This window comes from Nostoc sp. WHI (assembly GCF_015714725.1).
GTDB lineage: Bacteria > Cyanobacteriota > Cyanobacteriia > Cyanobacteriales > Nostocaceae > Nostoc.
The window spans coordinates 1-18,748 of record NZ_WBKM01000052.1 but is presented as its reverse complement, the minus strand read 5'-3'; the positions used below and the strand labels follow the sequence as shown (position 1 = coordinate 18,748).

Below are 18,748 nucleotides of genomic sequence, written 5' to 3'. Positions count from 1 at the left end.
TAGTGATACAGAAGAATATGAAAAAGGATGTTATAAAATGAAAGTATTTGAATTTATATCTTCACTAAATAGTTTAAATATAAAAGTTTGGATTGAAGACGGACAGCTACGCTATCGCGCTCCCAATGGAGTCATGACATCAGCCCTCAAGCAGGAATTGATGGAGCGTAAAACAGAAATATTGACTTTTTTTGAAAAAGCCAAAATTGCCAAAGAATTAGCTTCTAAGCCTATAGTATCTATTGAGCGAGATCAGGATTTACCTTTGTCTTTTAGTCAACAAAGGATGTGGTTTTTCAATCAATTAGATAGTGAAAATACATCTTATAATGAGAGTTTACAATTTCGGATTAGTGGTGCATTAAATGTAACAGTATTAGAGCAAAGCATCAACGAAATTATCCGTCGCCACGAAGCTTTACGGACTATTTTTTTGGTGGTAGATGGATTGGTGGTGCAGCGAATTGTACCTAGTTTGGCTATAAACATACCAATAGTGGACTTGCAAGGGTTAAAAGAAACTGAAATTCAACAGCTAGTAACTAAAGAAGTCGGTAAACCCTTTGATTTGGGCAAACAGCCGTTGTTACGAGTCAGTCTCCTGCGCCTTGAACCAGAGTTACACTTGCTGATACTGACAATACACCACATTGTTGTAGATGGTTGGTCAATAGGAATATTTATCAAAGAATTGTCAGCTATCTATCAAGCCTTTTTTGCTGATCTTCCCAGCCCATTACCAGAGTTAACCATCCAATATGGCGACTTTACTATTTGGCAGCAAAAATGGTTGAATGAGAAATTATTACAACAACAACTTGACTACTGGAAGCAACAGTTAGCAGATGCACCACCGTTATTAGAATTACCAACAGATTATCCTCGTACCTCAGTTCAAAATTTCTCTGGTGCGGTTCAAAAATGGAACCTAACCTCGAATTTAACTGTACAACTCAAAACCTTGAGCCAACAGTCAGGAACTACTATTTTTGTAACTCTTCTAGCAGCTTTTGTAGCTTTACTTCATCGTTATAGCAGTCAGGATGATATTTCTATTGGTTCCCCTTTTGCTAACCGCAACCGCACAGAAATCGAACCCCTCATTGGCTGTTTTATTAACACCTTAGTATTGCGGACTCAAATTAAAGACAATCCCCCTTTTAGGGAACTGATTACTCAGGTGCATTCTGTTGTCTTGGATGCCCAGATACACCAAGATGTGCCGTTTGAACAAGTAGTAGAAGCAATACAACCGGAACGTTCACTTGGCCACAATCCCTTGTTTCAAGTAATGTTTGTATTGGAGAATTTCTCGCTTGATACTTTAGAGTTACCTGGTATTACCCTGACTCCAGAGATGGTAGAGCAGGACACGGCTCAGTTTGATTTGAGCCTCTTAATTTGGGAAACACAAAAGGGATTGATGGGATCGTGGAAGTATAACAGTAACCTGTTTGATGCAAGCACGATCGCACGGATGGCTGGGCATTTTCAGATATTGCTTGAAGGTGTTGTTGCTAATCCACAGCAGCAGATTTCGCAATTACCTTTGCTGACAGAAGTCGAGCAACAGCAGTTATTGGTTGAGTGGAATAATACTCAGACAGATTATCCCCAGGATAAATGTATCCATCAATTGTTTGAAGCGCAGGTGGAACGGACTCCAGATGCGATCGCAGTTGTGTTTGAAAATCAACAACTGACTTACCACGAATTGAATAGTCGTGCTAACCAGTTGGCGCATTACTTGCAGTCTTTGGGTGTGGGAGCCGATGTACTGGTAGGTATCTGCATAGAGCGTTCGCTCTTAATGGTGGTGGGACTGTTGGGTATTCTCAAGGCGGGTGGCGCTTATGTCCCACTTGACCCAGAATATCCGACTGAGCGATTAAGCTTCATGCTAGAAGACACTCAGCTATCAGTTTTATTGACTCAAGAAAAACTAGTTAATAAGCTAGGCGATCGCCTCTGGCACAGCTTTGCCGAACGCAAAGCTAGTGTAATTTGCTTAGACTCAAACTGGGATATCATCAATCAACAAACACAACAAAACCCGACTACCAGCATCAAAGCTGATAACTTAGCTTATGTAATGTACACAAGCGGTTCTACAGGTCAACCCAAAGGTGTGAGCATTGTCCATCAAGGTGTAGTTCGATTAGTCAAAGAAACTGACTATATCAGCATTTCTACTCAAGATGTAATTGCCCAAGCCTCAAATTACGCCTTCGACGCTGCTACTTTTGAAATTTGGGGAGCGTTATTGAACGGAGCGCGGTTGGTAGGGGTGAGCAAAGATTTGGCTCTTTCGCCAACAGATTTCGCAGCCTTTATGCGATCGCAAAGTATCAGCGTGTTATTCTTGACAACTGCGTTGTTCAATCAAATTGCTCAGGAAGTCCCCTCTGCTTTCAATTCACTACGGCATCTTCTATTTGGAGGGGAGGCTGTCGATCCTAAATGGGTCAAACAAGTATTGAAAAATGGTGCGCCGCAGAGACTGATCCACGTTTATGGGCCGACAGAGAATACTACGTTTACTTCCTGGTACTTGGTGCAGGATGTACCAGAAGGCGTTACAACTATTCCCATCGGGCGACCAATTTCCAACACACAAATTTATTTGTTAGATTCCCAACTACAGCCAGTGAGCGTTGGTGTAGCAGGAGAAATTTATATTGGGGGAGATGGTTTAGCAAAAGAGTACCTGAACCAACAAGAGTTAACACAACAGAAATTTATTCCTAATCCCTTTAGCACTGATCTCCATTCCCGCCTCTACAAAACCGGGGATAAAGCACGCTATTTAAGTGATGGCAATATTCAATACTTAGGACGAATTGACAATCAAGTAAAAATACGCGGTTTTCGGATTGAGTTGGGCGAAATCGAAGCAGTTTTGAGCCAACATGGTGATGTGCAAGTATCTTGTGTCATCGCCCGTGAGGATACATCTGGTGATAAACGTTTAGTCGCCTACGTGGTAGCGCATCAGGACTGTAAACCCACAATCAGCGAACTGCGGCAATTCCTCAAAGCAAAACTCCCAGACTACATGGTGCCAAATGCAATAGTTATCTTGGAGTCGCTGCCGCTTACTCCCAACGGCAAAGTAGACCGCCGTGCCTTACCTACACCGGATTTACACAGCGAACAACAAGATAAATTTGTTGCACCTCGTAACCCAATCGAAGAAATGCTGGCACTTCTTTGGGCGCAAGTTCTGAAAGTAGAGCAAGTGGGCATTCATGACAACTTCTTTGAACTTGGCGGACACTCGCTACTAGCAACACAATTAGTTTCACGCATTCGCACCAGCTTTAAAGTAGAACTAGCATTACGTGAGTTATTTGCAAGAGCAACAGTAGCGGAATTAGCACAATCAATTAGGCAGTTACAGCAACAAGACTTAGAACTCTCTGCACTGCCTATTTTACCAAGGATGAGGGATGCAGAATTACCACTGTCTTATGCTCAACAGCGTCTGTGGTTTTTAGATCAGTTCGAGCCGAACAGCGCCTTTTACAACATTCCTATAGCTTTGCGTCTAGTGGGAAATTTGAATCAAGCAGCCCTAGAACAAAGCTTCCAAGAGATTATTCATCGCCATGAAGCCTTACGCACCAACTTCATTACAGTTGATGGAAAACCTTCTCAAATTATTCAAACACAAACGAATTGGACAGTTTCAGTTGTTGACTTAAAGTATTTATCCACAACCGAGCAAGAAATTACTAGCCAGCAATTAGCGCAACAACAAGCTATTCAGCCTTTTGACCTGGCAAAGGAAGTATTAATCAGAGCGACATTACTAATGCTGTCGGACACAGAACACATATTGTTAGTGTGTATGCATCATGTTGTCTCTGATGGCTGGTCAATGGGTGTGTTTGTCCAAGAACTAACAGCCCTGTACGATGCTTATGCTCAAGATCAGCCTTCTCCATTAGCATCACTGCCAATTCAGTATGCAGATTTTGCTATCTGGCAGCGAAACTGGTTGCAAGGAAATGTACTGCAAAACCAACTAACTTACTGGCAACAACAACTGGCAAACGCACCAGCTTTATTGTCGCTCCCTACAGACCGACCCAGACCTGCTGTGCAGACTTTTGCTGGTGCACATCAAAAGTTTGCCCTCTCTGTTGATCTTACTGGTAGGTTGATACAACTGAGCCAACAACAAGGAGTTACCTTGTTCATGACATTGTTGGCAGCGTTTGATACCCTGCTTTACCGTTACACAGGACAATCAGATATTTTAGTCGGGACACCAATTGCTAACCGTAATCGTAGTGAGATAGAGGGGTTAATTGGCTTTTTTGTCAATACTTTAGTCACGCGTACTGACTTATCAGGCGATCCCAGCTTTAACGACTTACTCACTCGTGTTCGGTTCATGGCAATGGATGGCTACGCTCATCAGGATTTGCCATTTGAAATGCTAGTTGAAGCATTGCAGCCACAACGGGATCTTAGCCATACACCGCTATTCCAGGTGATGTTTTCACTTCAGAATGCGCCCATATCGACCGTGGAGTTAAACCGATTAAGTGTCAGCCCAGTGATGATAGAAGGTATCACTGCCAAGTTTGATTTAACTTTATTAATGGAGAACACTGCTACTGGAGTAGTGGGTGTGTGGGAATACAATACAGACTTGTTTGATGCTAGTACGATCGAGCGAATGACGGGTCATTTTGTGACAATGCTTGAAGGTGTTGTTGCTAATCCACAGCAACAGATTTCGCAATTACCTTTGCTGACAGAAGTTGAGCAACAGCAGTTATTGATTGAGTGGAACAATACTCAGGCGGATTATCCCCATGATAAATGTATCCATCAGTTATTTGAAGCCCAGGTGGAACGTACTCCAGATGCAGTGGCAGTTGTGTTTGAAAATCAACAACTGACTTATCACCAGTTGAATAGTCGCGCTAACCAGTTAGCGCACTACCTGAAATCTTTAGGTGTAAAAGCTGATGTATTGGTGGGGATTTGCGTCGAGCGTTCTTTAGAAATGGTTGTGGGACTATTTGGTATTCTCAAGGCGGGTGGGGCTTATATACCTCTTGACCCGGCTTATCCTGAAGAACGATTAAGTTATATGTTGGCGGATTCGGGTGTTGAGGTGTTGTTAACGCAACAGCAGGTTGTGGAAGGTTTACCCAAGCATGAGGCTGTTGTAGTTTGTCTAGATACCGACTGGCATGATATTGCCAAACATTGCGACAAAAACCTAATCACCGACACGATATCTAACAACTTGGCTTACACCATCTACACATCTGGCTCTACAGGTAAGCCCAAAGGAGCAGGTGTATACCATCGTGGATTTGTCAACTTGGTCAATTGGTTGATTACAGATTTCCAATTCACCTCAAAAGACAGCACGGTGCTGATTTCATCTCTGAGTTTTGACCTAACTCAAAAGAATATATTTGCCCCTTTGCTCATAGGTGGAATATTACATCTACTCCCCGATGGATTTGACCCCGATTATATTCTTGATGTTGTATCAAAGCAGCGAGTAACTTGGGTTAATTGTACACCCAGTACTTTCTATTCAATCCTCACATCTAGCGATGATAGTTTTGCTAAAACCCAATCCCTGCGATATGTATTTCTGGGTGGAGAACCGATTTCAATTCCTAGTTTGTTAAGTTGGCAAAACTCTCCCTATTGTTCTGCCAAAATAGTTAATAGCTATGGGCCTACTGAATGTGCAGATGTTTGTTCAGCTTATATAGTAAAACAATCAAATGAGTTCTTAAATAAACCCATACCCATAGGGAAACCTCTTCCCAACGTCAAGCTGCATATACTTGATCAAAATTTCCAACTTGTTCCCGTAGGAGTAATTGGTGAGCTTTGTATAGCAGGTGTAGGCGTGGGAATGGGGTATATTAATGACTTGCAGCGTACCAATGAAAAATTCATCCCTTACCCCTTCTCGGATGCCAAATCAGAACGCCTTTACAAAACAGGCGACCTAGCCCGCTACCTGAGTGATGGCAATATAGAATACATTGGTCGCATCGATAACCAAGTGAAGATTCGCGGCTTCCGCATCGAACTCGGAGAAATTGAGGCAGTCCTCAACGCCCACCCGCAAATACAACAAGCTGTAGTCATTGCTAGAGAAGATGTTCCTGGTAACAAGCGATTAGTAACATATCTAGTTCCTAGTGATGAATCACTTACAACTAAGCAACTACGTGAATTCCTAAAGGGCAAGCTACCAGAATACATGGTGCCCAGTGCAATAGTTATCTTGGAGTCCTTACCTCTAACTCCTAGCGGCAAAGTAGACCGCCGCGCCTTACCCACACCGGATTTACACAGCGAACGACAAGATAAATTTGTTGCACCTCGTAACCCAATCGAAGAAATGCTGGCACTCCTTTGGGCGCAAGTTCTGAAAGTGGAGCAAGTGGGCATTCATGACAACTTCTTTGAACTTGGCGGACACTCGCTACTAGCAACACAGTTGGTTTCACGCATCCGCAACATTTTCAAAGTGGAACTACCATTGCGAGAGTTGTTTGCCACCGCCACACTAGCTGAATTAGCACAAGAAATTGCACAATTACAGCAACAAGACTTAGAACTGTCTGCACCACCTATCTTACCAAGAACAGAGAATGCAGAATTAGCACTGTCTTATGCTCAACAGCGTTTGTGGTTTTTAGACCAATTCGAGCCAAACAGTCCCTTCTACAACATGCCCATAGCCTTGCGTTTAGCAGGAATTGTGCAAGTTGCCGCCTTAGAACAAAGCTTCCAAGAAATAATTGCTCGCCACGAAGCGTTACGTACTAATTTCATTACGGTTGATGGACAACCAACACAAATCATTCAAACAGAAACGAATTGGACAGTATCAGTTGTTGATTTGAAGCATTTATCGACAACCAAAAAAGAAATAGCAACCCAGCAATTAGCGCAACAACAAGCGATTCAACCCTTTGAGTTGGCGACACAAGCATTAGTGAGAGTGACATTAGTAGTGCTATCCGAGACAGAACACATATTGTTAGTGTGTATGCACCACATTGTCTCTGATGGCTGGTCGCTGGGCATGTTTATCCAAGAACTAGCAGCACTTTACAATGCTTATTCTGAAGGTAATACCTCACCATTAGCGCCACTGCCGATTCAGTATGCAGATTTCGCAATTTGGCAAAGAAAGTGGTTGCAAGGGGAAGTATTACAAAGCCAATTGAGTTACTGGCAACAACAACTAAAAGATGCACCAGCCTTATTGTCACTACCCACAGACCGACCCAGACCGGCTGTGCAAACTTACCACGGGACACATCAAGAGTTTGCACTTTCTGAGGAACTAACTAGTAAGCTGACAAAACTAAGCCAAGAGCAAGGGGTGACTTTGTTCATGACGCTGTTGGCAGCATTTGATACTCTGCTTTACCGCTACACAGGTACAGAAGACATTTTGGTGGGTTCGCCAATTGCCAACCGCGATCGCAGTGAAATAGAAGGGTTAATTGGCTTTTTTGTCAATACTTTAGTTTTGCGTACCGATGTCTCCGGCGATCCCAGCTTTGAGGAATTACTCACTCGCGTTCGAGAAATGGCAATGGAGGCATATTCTCATCAGAATTTGCCCTTTGAAATGCTAGTAGAGGCATTGCAACCCCAACGGAACTTAAGTCATACATCCCTATTTCAGGTGATGTTTGCCCTCCAGAATACGCCCATGTCTGACGTAAAGTTGACTGGGTTGACCATGAGTTATTTGCCAATAAAAGGCACAACTGCAAAGTTTGATCTTACCTTGGCAATGGAGAACACCGCTAATGGACTAGTGGGTGTGTGGGAATACAATACAGACTTGTTTGACCCTAGCACCATCAAGCGGATGACTGGTCATCTTGTCACTTTGCTTGAGGGGATTATTGCCAACCCCAAAGAGCGGATTTCCCAATTGCCTTTGTTAACACAAGCAGAGCAACGGCAGTTATTGATTGAGTGGAATGATACACAGGTAGATTATCTCTCTGATAAGTGTATCCATGAATTATTTGAGGAGCAGGTAGAGCGTACCCCTGATGCTGTGGCAGTTGTGTTTGAAAATCAACAACTGACTTATCACCAGTTGAATAGTCGCGCTAACCAGTTAGCACATTACTTGCAGTCTTTGGGTGTAAAAGCTGATGTGTTGGTGGGGATTTGCATAGAGCGCTCGTTAGAAATGATTGTGGGACTGTTGGCAATTCTCAAGGCGGGTGGCGCTTATGTACCACTTGACTCAGAGTATCCCCAAGACCGCTTGAGCTTTATGTTAGAAGATGCTCAAGTTAGAGTGCTACTAACTCAACAGCAATTAGTCAACAAGTTACCACAGCATACTGCACAGGTTGTCTGCTTAGACACTGACTTCTTAAAAATTGCTCAAGAGCGCGAGTCAAACCTTCTAAACACCGCAACACCTGGTAACTTAGCATACGTCATCTACACTTCGGGTTCTACAGGTAAACCCAAGGGCGTTTTAGTCAATCACTCTAATGTAGTGCGTCTGTTTGCAGCAACAGACTCCTGGTATAACTTTAACTCTCAAGATGTGTGGACAATGTTCCACTCTTATGCTTTCGACTTTTCTGTATGGGAAATTTGGGGTGCATTGCTGTATGGTGGACGACTGGTAGTAGTGCCATATTTTGTGACGCGATCGCCCGAATCCTTCTATAATTTGCTGTGTCAAGAGCAAGTAACAATTCTCAATCAAACACCTTCAGCCTTCCGCCAGTTAATTCCAGCATCTCAAGGAACTATTGGCGATTTAAATTTGCGCTTGGTTATTTTCGGTGGAGAAGCCTTAGAACTGAAGAGTTTGCAGCCTTGGTTTGAGTGCCACGGCGACCAGATGCCCCAGTTAGTGAATATGTACGGGATTACGGAAACCACTGTACATGTAACTTATCGTCCATTGAGCAAAGCCGATTTAAATGGTTCAGCAAGTATAATTGGTCGCCCGATTGCAGACTTACAGGTGTATCTGCTAGATGAACATTTACAGCCAGTGCCGATTGGGGTTCCAGGTGAGATGCACATCGGTGGTGCTGGGGTAGCCCGTGGCTATCTCAATCGTCCCGAACTGACAGCACAACGGTTTATTTCTAACTCCTTTAATGGCAACTCCAAGCAGCTACTATATAAATCCGGTGACTTAGCTCGTTATCTGCCGAATGGCGAGTTGGAGTATTTAGGGCGAATTGACCAGCAAGTGAAGATTCGTGGCTTCCGTATTGAGTTGGGTGAAATTGAGGCATTACTGGTACAACACCCAGATGTTCGGGAGAGCGTGGTAGTGCTGCGGGAGGATGAACCGAGCGACAAACGTTTAGTGGCTTATGTAGTGCCGCAGGTGGAACAATCCCCTCAAGTGGGAGAACTGCGTCGCTTTCTGAAAGAAAAGCTCCCAGAGTACATGGTGCCAAATGCAATAGTCATTCTAGGAGCCATACCGCTTACTTCCAACGGCAAAGTAGACCGCCGTGCCCTACCCGCTCCAGAGTTACATAGTCAACTAACAGACAAATTTATCGCACCCCGCACTCCTATCGAGGAAATGCTAGCGCTAATTTGGGCACAAGTCCTAAAAGTAGAGCAAGTAGGCATTTACGATAACTTCTTTGAACTTGGGGGACATTCCCTACTAGCAACGCAACTGGTTTCACGCATTCGCAACATTTTTAAAGTAGAACTACCGTTGCGTAGCCTGTTTGTAGCAGCGACAGTAGCCGAATTGGCACAAGAGATTGGGCAGTTACAGCAGCAAAACTTAGAATTTACTTCCGCACCCATCTTACCAAGAGCCAAGAATGCAGAATTACCACTGTCTTATGCTCAACAGCGTTTATGGTTTTTAGATCAGTTAGAGCCAAACAGTGCCTTATACAATATACCCATAGCTTTGCGTCTAGTAAGAACTCTCAATCAAGCAGCCTTAGAACAAAGCTTAGAAGAAATTATTCATCGCCATGAAGTGTTACGCACCAACTTCATCACAGTTGAGGGACAACCAACTCAAATCATTCCAACACAAACAAATTGGCTAGTCTCAGTTGTTGATTTGAAGCATTTATCCACAAGCGAACAAGAGATTGCTTCACAGCAATTAGGGCAACAACAAACTATTCAACCTTATGACCTAGCAAGTGAAGCGTTAGTCAGGGCAACATTAGTAATCCTGTCGGAGACAGAACACATATTGTTAGTGTGTATGCATCACATTGTTAGTGATGGCTGGTCAATGGGTGTGTTTGTTGAGGAATTAGCAACACTGTACAATGCTTATTCTCAAGGTCAAATATCACCGTTAGCACCACTGCTGATTCAGTATGCAGATTTCGCAATTTGGCAGCGCCAGTGGTTGCAAAAAGATGTACTGCAAAGCCAATTGAGTTACTGGCAACAACACCTAAAAGACGCACCAGCTTTATTGTCGCTACCCACAGACCGACCCAGACCATCTGTGCAAACCTTTAGTGGTGCACATCAAGAGTTTGCACTTTCAGTTGAGTTAACTGGTAGCTTGGTAAAACTGAGCCAAGAGCAAGGTGTGACGTTGTTCATGACACTGTTGGCAGTTTATGATACCCTACTATATCGCTACACAGGACAATCAGATATTTTAGTAGGGACACCAATTGCTAACCGCGATCGCAGTGAAATTGAAGGGCTAATTGGCTTTTTTGTCAATACCTTAGTTATGCGTACTAACTTAGTAGACAATCCCAGTTTTAGCGAATTATTGGGTCGTGTTAGAGAAGTCGCGTTGTCCGCGTATGCTCATCAGAATTTGCCTTTTGAAATGCTAGTAGAGGCATTGCAGCCAGAACGCGACCTCAGCTATACTCCTTTGTTCCAAGTGATGTTTGCTCTCCAGAATGCGCCCATGTCACAAGTAGAGTTGACTGGGTTAAGTGTCAGTTTATTGCCAATAAAAAGCGCAACGGCAAAATTTGATTTGACTTTAGCAATGGAGAACACCGCTAATGGATTAGTGGGAGTGTGGGAATACAATACAGACTTGTTTGATGCTAGTACTATTGAGCGGATGACTGGTCATTTTGTGACACTGCTTGAGGGAATTATTACCAACCCCAAAGAGCGAATTTCCCAATTGCCGATGTTAACAGAAGTTGAGCAACGGCAGTTATTGATTGAGTGGAATAATACTCAAGCCGATTACCCTTGGGATAAGTGCATTCATCAATTGTTTGAGGAGCAGGTAGCGCGTACACCTGATGCAGTGGCAGTTGTGTTTGAAAATCAACAACTGACTTATCACCAGTTGAATAGTCGCGCTAACCAGTTAGCGCACTACCTGAAATCTTTGGGTGTAAAAGCTGATGTATTGGTGGGCATTTGCGTCGAGCGTTCTTTAGAAATGGTTGTGGGACTATTTGGTATTCTCAAGGCGGGTGGCGCTTATGTACCTCTTGACCCGGCTTATCCTGAAGAACGATTAAGTTATATGTTGGCGGATTCGGGTGTTGAGGTATTGTTAACGCAACAGCAGGTTGTAGAAGGTTTACCCAAGCATGAAGCTGTTGTAGTTTGTCTAGATACCGACTGGCATAATATCACCAAACATTGTGACAAAAACCTAACCACCGACACGATATCTAACAACTTGGCTTACACCATCTACACATCTGGCTCCACAGGTAAGCCCAAAGGAGCAGGTGTATACCATCGTGGATTTGTGAACTTGGTCAATTGGTTGATTACAGATTTCCAATTCACCTCAAAAGACAGCACGGTGCTGATTTCATCTCTGAGTTTTGACCTAACTCAAAAGAATATATTTGCCCCTTTGCTCATAGGTGGAATATTACATCTACTCCCCGATGGATTTGACCCCGATTATATTCTTGATGTTGTATCAAAGCAGCGAGTAACTTGGGTTAATTGTACACCCAGTACTTTCTATTCAATCCTCACATCTAGCAATGAGAGTTTTGCTAAAACCCAATCCCTCCGATATGTATTTCTGGGTGGAGAACCGATTTCAATTCCTAGTTTGTTAAGTTGGCAAAACTCTCCCTATTGTTCTGCCAAAATAGTTAACAGCTATGGGCCTACTGAATGTGCAGATGTTTGTTCAGCTTATATAGTAAAACAATCAAATGAGTTCTTAAATAAACCCATACCCATAGGGAAACCTCTTCCCAACGTCAAGCTGCATATACTTGATCAAAATTTCCAACTTGTTCCCGTAGGAGTAATTGGTGAGCTTTGTATAGCAGGTGTAGGCGTGGGGATGGGGTACATTAATGACTTGCAGCGTACCAATGAAAAATTCATCCCTTACCCCTTCTCGGATGCCAAATCAGAACGCCTTTACAAAACAGGCGACCTAGCTCGCTACCTGAATGATGGCAATATAGAATACATTGGTCGCATCGATAACCAAGTGAAGATTCGCGGCTTCCGCATCGAACTCGGAGAAATTGAGGCAGTCCTCAACGCCCATCCGCAAATACAACAAGCTGTAGTCATTGCTAGAGAAGATGTTCCTGGTAACAAGCGCTTAGTAGCATATCTAGTTCCTAGTGATGAATCACTTACAACTAAGCAACTACGTGAATTCCTAAAGGGCAAGCTGCCAGAATACATGGTGCCCAGTGCAATAGTTATCTTGGAGTCCTTACCTCTAACTCCTAGCGGCAAAGTAGACCGCCGCGCCTTAAGAGCACCAGAGGCAAGTAGTGAATTATTAGATAAATATGTCGCCCCACGCACCCCCATTGAAGAAATCCTAGTACAAATTTGGGCGCAAGTGCTGAAAATCGAGGTTGTAGGTATCCATGATAACTTCTTTGAACTAGGGGGACACTCACTATTAGCAATACAATTGGTTTCACGCATCCGCACTAGTTTCAAAGTAGAACTACCCTTGCGGAGCTTGTTTGCAGAAGCGACTGTTGCCCAATTAGCGCAATCAATTGGGCAGTTACAGCAACAAGACTTAGAACTTACTTCCCCACCCATTTTACCAAGGGCAAAGAATGCAGAATTACCACTGTCATTTGCCCAAACACGGCTGTGGTTTTTAGATCAGTTTGAGCCGAACAGTTCCTTCTACAACATACCTTTAGCTTTGCATCTAGTAGGAACTCTCAATCAAGCTGCATTAGAACAAAGTCTAGAAGAAATTATTTATCGTCACGAAGCGTTAGGCACCAATTTCATCACAGTTGATGGACAACCAACACAAATCATTCAAACAGAAACGAATTGGACAGTATCAGTTGTTGATTTGAAGCATTTATCGACAACTGAACAAGAAATTCCTTCACAGGAATTAGCACAACAACAAGCGATTCAACCGTTTGATTTAGCAAGACAAGCATTAGTGAGAGCGACATTAGTAGTGCTATCCGAGACAGAACACATATTGTTAATGTGTATGCATCATGTCGTCTCCGATGGCTGGTCAATGGGTGTGTTTGTCCAAGAACTAGCGGCGCTGTATAATGCTTATTCTCATGGTGAGCCGTCACCTTTAAGTCCACTACCGATTCAGTACGCAGATTTCGCAATCTGGCAGCGACAGTGGTTGCAAGGGGATGTACTGCAAAACCAATTGAGTTACTGGCAAAAACAATTGGCAGATGCACCAGCTTTATTGTCGCTACCCACAGACCGACCCAGACCTGCTGTGCAAACCTTCGCTGGTGCAACTCAACAGTTTACACTGTCAATTGAACTAACTCAAAGGCTGACAAAACTGAGCCGGGAGCAAGGGGTGACTTTGTTCATGACACTGTTGGCAGCGTTTGATACCTTGCTTTACCGCTACACAGAACAAGAAGATATTTTGGTGGGGACACCAATTGCCAACCGCGATCGCACTGAAATTGAAGGGTTGATTGGCTTTTTTGTCAATACTTTAGTTTTGCGGACTGATTTATCAGGCAATCCTAGCTTTAGCGAATTACTCACTCGTGTCCGGCAAATGGCAATGGAGGCATACTCTCATCAAGACTTGCCGTTTGAAATGCTAGTAGAGGCATTGCAGCCAGAACGAGACCTCAGCCATGCACCACTGTTTCAGGTAGATTTTCTCCTCCAAAATGATCCCCTATCTCAAGTAGAACTGACTGGGTTAACTGTCAATTCATTGCCAATAGAAAATGCAACTGCCAAGTTTGATCTTACCTTGGCAATGGAGAACACTGCTACTGGACTAGTGGGTGTGTGGGAGTACAATACAGACTTATTTGATGACAGCACGATCGCCCGGATGACGGGTAATTTTGTGACAATGCTGGAAGCAATTGTGGCGAATCCCCAAGAGCGAATTTCCCAACTGCCAATGTTAACAGAAGTTGAGCAACGACAGTTATTAGTTGAATGGAACGATACTCAGGCGGATTACCCTTGGGATCAGTGTATCCATCAGTTATTTGAGTCGCAGGTTGAGCTTACCCCAGATGCGATCGCAGTCATATTTGAAAATCAACAGTTAACTTATGGTGAGTTAAATACCCAAGCTAATAAATTAGCACACTATTTCCAATCTCTTGGTGTGGGGCCAGAGATTTTAGTTGGGATTTATTTAGAGCGATCGCTCTCCATGATTGTGGCATTGTTAGCTGTCCTCAAAGCTGGTGGTGCTTATGTTCCCCTAGACCCTGATTATCCCCAACAGCGTTTAGCTGACATCTCCCACGACTCACAAGTTTCTGTGCTGATTACACAGCAGAAATTGCTCAATTCTTTGCCAGTGGAAGGGGTAAAAGTTATTGTCTTAGATACGGAGTCTGGGGTGCTGGCTGCTCAAAATCCAGAAAATCCGGTGAGTGAGGTAGAGCCAGAAAACTTGACTTGTATATTGTATACTTCTGGCTCTACCGGAAAACCCAAAGGCGTGATGCTGACTCACGCGGCTTTGGTGAACCATAGCAGTGCAATTAGTGAAGTATTTGGTTTAACTAACTGCGATCGCGTCTTACAGTTTGCTTCCTTCGGCTTTGATGTTGCTGCTGAAGAAATCTTCCCCACTTGGTTGAAAGGTGCAACTGTGGTAATAAGACCCGCTCAAATGTTCGCCACATTAGCCAGCTTTGCCCAATTTATTGAACAAGAAAAGCTGAGTGTCTTGAATATCACCCCAGCTTATTGGCATGAATGGGCGATCGCAGTATCTCAAGAAGATGCAACTGTGCCGCAAAGTCTACGCTTAGTAGCTGTGGGTGGGGATGCAGTTCTACCGGAAACAGTAACAATATGGCAGCAATTGGTAGGCGATCGCGTCAATTGTCTAAATGTCTATGGCCCCACCGAAGCGTCCGTGACAGCTATAGTCCATAATCTGCTCCATCCCAAATCAGAAAAAACCAATTCTGTGCTTATTGGCCGTCCCGTTCCCAATACGCAAATCTACATCCTTGACCGTCATCTTCAACCCGTACCCATTGGAATTAGAGGCGAACTGCATATATGTGGTGTTCGTTTAGCACGAGGTTATCTCAACCTCAAAGAATTGACAGAGGAAAAATTTATTCCCAATCCGTTTGAGGAGACAGGAGAAAGTAGATTATATAAAACTGGGGATTTGGCCCGTTATCTACCGGATGGTAACATTGAGTGCTTCGGACGCATCGACAATCAGGTAAAAATCCGGGGATTCCGCATCGAGTTGGGAGAAATTGAAGCCGTACTCAACCAACAGTCCCATGTGCAGACATCTTGTGTGATCATCCGCGAAGATGCGATCGGGGATAAGCGCTTAGTTGCCTACGTAGTACCGTATGATCAACAGATACCCACGATTAGCGAACTGCGTCAGTTCCTCAGTCGGATTCTGCCTCTTTATATGGTGCCCCAGGCTTTTGTAATCTTAGAGTCCCTACCGCTAACACCAAACCGCAAAGTAGACCGCCGCGCCCTACCCGCACCGGATTTATACAGCGAACTCTTAGACAGATATGTTGCCCCACGCACTCCAATTGAAGAAATGCTGGCACAAATTTGGGCACAAGTGCTGAAAGTGGAGCAAGTGGGCATACATGATAACTTCTTTGAAATTGGGGGACACTCGCTGCTAGCAACGCAACTGGTTTCACGCATCCGCAACATTTTCAAAGTAGAACTACCTTTGCGTAGCCTGTTTGCAGCAGCGACAGTAGCCGAATTGGCACAAGAGATTGGGCAGTTACAGCAGCAAGACTTAGAATTTACTTCCCCACCCATCTTACCAAGGGCAAAAAATGCAGAATTACCACTGTCTTATGCTCAACAGCGTTTGTGGTTTTTAGACCAGTTACAGCCAAACAGTGCATTATACAACATCTCCTTAGCTTTGCATCTTTTAGGAACTCTTAATCAAGCTGCCTTAGAACAAAGCTTAGAAGAAATTATTCATCGCCACGAAGCGTTACGCACCAACTTCATCACAGCTGATGGAAACCCAACTCAAATCATTCAAACAGAAACGAATTGGACACTATCAATTACTGACTGGCAACATTTGCCAACACCTGAGCAAGAAATAGCAACACAGCAATTAGTAATTACCCAAGCTATTCAACCCTTTGACTTGGCAAGTGCAGCCCTACTCAGAGCGACATTAGTCGTGGTGTCGGAGACAGAACACATATTATTAGTGTGTATGCATCACATTGTTAGTGATGGCTGGTCAATGGGTGTGTTTGTTCAGGAACTAGCGGCGCTGTATAGTGCTTATGCTCAAGGTCAGCCTTCCACTCTAACGCCACTACCAATTCAGTACGCAGATTTCGCCATCTGGCAAAGACAGTGGTTGCAAGGGGAAGTACTGGAAAGCCAATTGAGTTACTGGCAAAAACAATTGGCAAACGCTCCAACTTTATTGTCGCTTCCCACAGACCGACCCAGACCTGCTGTACAAACCTTCGTTGGTACATATCACAAGTTTGCGCTTTCCCTTGATCTCACTCAAAGACTGACACAACTAAGTCAGCAACAAGGGGTAACTTTGTTCATGACGCTGTTGGCAGCTTATGATACTTTACTTTACCGCTACACAGGTGTAGCAGATATTTTGGTGGGGACACCGATCGCTAACCGGAATCGCAGTGAAATAGAAGGGTTGATTGGCTTTTTTGTCAACACTTTAGTGATGCGGACTGATTTATCTGAAAATCCTAGTTTCTCATCGTTACTCACTAGTGTTCGGGAAATGGCAATGGATGCTTATGCTCATCAGGATTTGCCGTTTGAAATGCTGGTGGAAGTATTGCAGCCTCAGCGAAACCTCAGCCACACACCACTGTTCCAGGTAGCGTTTTTGATCCAGAATGCGCCCATGTCTCAAGTAGAACTGACTGGGTTAACTATAAGTGATTTGCCAATAGAAAGTGTAACTGCAAAGTTTGATCTTACCTTGGCAATGGAAAACACAAGTACTGGACTGGTGGGAGTGTGGGAGTACAATACTGACTTGTTTGATGAACGCACGATCGCACAGATGGCGGGTCATTTTGTGACACTGCTTGAAGCAATTGTGGCGAATCCACAGCAGCGAATTGACCAATTACCTCTGCTAAGTAAAGTTGAGCAACATCAACTTTTAGTTGAGTGGAATGATACTCTCTTAGACTATCCCCAAGATAAGTGTATTCATCAGTTGTTTGAGGAACAGGTTGGGCGGACTCCAGATGCAGTGGCGGTGGTGTTTGAAAATCAACAACTAACTTATGGTGAGTTGAATGATCGCGCTAATCAGTTGGCGCATTACTTGCAGTCTTTGGGTGTGGGAGCAGATGTACTGGTGGGGTTGTGTGTGGAGCGATCGCTACAGATGCTCGTAGCACTACTAGGCATTCTTAAGGCTGGTGGAGCTTATGTCCCTCTCGACCCTGAGTATCCCCAAGAACGCTTACAATATATTCTCGATGATGCTTTAGTTTCGGTGCTACTGACTCAACAGCGAGTCCTCAATAAACTACCCCAGCATCAAGCGCAGCTTGTCTGTTTGGATGAGATATGGGAACAAATCGGCCAAAATAATCAAGATAACCCGACGAGTGGGGTGACGGCTTTTAATCTAGCTAATCTAATTTATACTTCCGGCTCCACAGGCAAACCCAAGGGTGTGATGGTTGAGCATACCGGGCTTTTTAACTTAGCTCAAGCTCAAATTCAAACTTTTGGCTTGGATTCTGATAGTCGTGTTCTCCAGTTTGCCTCTCTCAGTTTTGATGCTTCTATCTGGGAAGTGATCATGGCTTTGGGATCAGGGGCAACACTTTACTTAGGAACAAAAGACTCTTTACTGCCTGGTACGCCGTTAATTCAGCTATTAAAAGATTACTGCATTACCCATATCACCCTACCACCATCAGCACTGGCAGTTCTCCCGGCTGAAGAACTCCCGGCGTTGCAAACAATAATTGTCGCTGGAGAAGCTTGTTCTGCTGAACTTATCAGACAATGGTCTGCTGGGAGAAACTTCTTCAACGCTTATGGGCCAACAGAAGCTAGCGTCTGTGCCACGATCGCAAAATGCACTGATAGCGATCGCAAAATCTCCATTGGCCGCCCAATAGCTAACACGCAAATCTACATTTTAGACTCACACTTACAACCAGTTCCCGTTGGTGTATCAGGAGAATTGCACATTGGTGGTGCGGGATTAGCACGCGGCTACCTCAACCGTCCAGAATTGACACAAGAGAAATTTATCCCCAATCCCTTCCAAGGAGGCAGGGGGGCAGGGGAGCAGGGGAGC

The 18,748-nt window shown here is 44.0% G+C and carries 1 protein-coding gene; it reads left to right on the top strand.

The window, feature by feature from the left end; genetic code table 11:
- Positions 1 to 37 precede the first annotated feature (37 nt).
- The coding region (locus tag F8S12_RS05340) for a non-ribosomal peptide synthase/polyketide synthase (protein WP_196515306.1) at positions 38 to 18,748 on the top strand (18,711 nt) is incomplete at its 3' end.